At 63.6% G+C, this 1582-nt stretch carries 2 protein-coding genes; both read right to left on the minus strand.

All coding sequences use genetic code 11. The features are described 5' to 3' along the window. On the minus strand, nt 1-1113 hold a 1113-nt coding region (locus tag MOV75_RS37405; RefSeq protein WP_247007913.1), incomplete at its 3' end, for an MCP four helix bundle domain-containing protein. A 167-nt stretch (nt 1114-1280) separates the two neighbouring features. Then, nucleotides 1281-1582 (minus strand): nucleotide-binding domain containing protein (locus tag MOV75_RS37410; RefSeq protein WP_309487005.1); only part of this gene is annotated, 302 nt, incomplete at its 5' end.

Here is a 1582-nt window from a genome sequence, read left to right on the forward strand (position 1 = left end):
CGCCATCCGCGCCGATTCCTGCACCTGACGGCTGATCTCGCCGACCGACGAGGCCATCTCTTCGGTCGCCGAGGCCACCGACTGCACGTTGGTCGAGGCTTCCTCCGACGCTCCGGCAACGGTGGTCGCCAGCCTCTGGGAGCGGTCGGCCGTCGACGTCAGCGTCGAAGCGGAGGCCTCGAGCTGGGTCGAAGCCGACGACACGGTCTGGACGATCTCGCCGATCATGGTTTCGAATTCGCGGGTGATGTTGTCGACGCGGCGACCGCGCTCGATCTTGGCTTCGGCATCCGCGGCCGCAGCCTCGTCCGCGGCCTTCTTGGCGATCAGCGCCTCCTTGAAGATCTGGAGCACGTCGGCCATGGCGCCGATCTCCGTCTTCTCTCCGCGATGCGGGACCTCGGCGGAAAGGTCGCCGTTGCCGAGCGCCTGCATCGGCTCGATGATCGAGTTGATGCCGCTCGAGACGTCGCGAACGAGATAGAAGCTGATGCCGATACCGACGATGATGGCGGCGCCCAGGATGATCGAGACCAGCATGAAGGCAAAGGAATAGCTGTCCGCCGCATCCTGCGCGGCCTGGTCACCGCCCCTGGTGTTGAGCTCGATGTCCTTGGTCAGAACTTCATCCGATGCAAGGCCGATCTTGTTGACGGTCTTGGTGTTCAGCTCCTGCGCGTCGTGCGGGACCTTGCCGGCCTCCTTGCGCGACAGCGCCATGACCTCGTCGGAGCCCTTCTTGTAGTCGTCCCAGAGCTTGGCCCAGTCGTTGTAGAGCTTCCGCTCCTCGGGGGAGGTGATCAGCGGCTCGTACTTTGCGCGCGCCTTGGCGAGTGCCTCGATCACGGTGCCGGCGGTCTTCTCGTTTGCCAGCTTGTCTTCGAGGGTCTCGGACAGCATGTGCTGGCGCACCACGTTGCGATAGGTGATCACGCTGGCGCGAAGGTCGCCCAGCACCCGGACGCTCGGCATCCAGCTCGTGGTGATGTCGACGGAGTTGGCATTCATCGACCGCATTTTCGTGACGGCGAGCAGACCCATACCTGCCATCGCGACCAGCAGGAACGCCACGACACTGATGATCTTGGCGCGGATGGAAATGGTGGCAAGCATATTGGGTCTCTTTGTACTGAAGCCGGCGGGCGTCCGGGAATTACGAATCAACCAAAGGGAGCAGCGCCGACATCCAACACCAGAGCACCTGAGCAGATGTTAACTACGACTCCGTACGAGTACGGAAGCCAGAAAGAAATGAACGGGCAGCTAAGAATGCCCTGCGCTCAGCGCATGAGGCCAAGCGCGTCCGTGAAAAACTCCGCGCCGCCGAAATTGCCCGATTTAAGGGCAAGCAACATCTCGCCCGCGTCCGCACCGACCGCGCGCAGGACCGGGACACCCGGGGCGATCTCTACTCCGACGAGAAATCCAGGAATCTTCAACCGGTCGACCACGGCACCGGACGTCTCACCGCCGGCAACGATCAGGCGCCGGACGCCGGCCTGCACCAGGCCTTCGGCGATGTCGGCCATAGCCTGCTCGATGGCATGCCCGGCCGCATCGCGGCCATGGCGTGCCTGAACGG

It is taken from the genome of Bradyrhizobium sp. PRIMUS42 (genome assembly GCF_023006515.1).
Classification (GTDB): domain Bacteria; phylum Pseudomonadota; class Alphaproteobacteria; order Rhizobiales; family Xanthobacteraceae; genus Bradyrhizobium.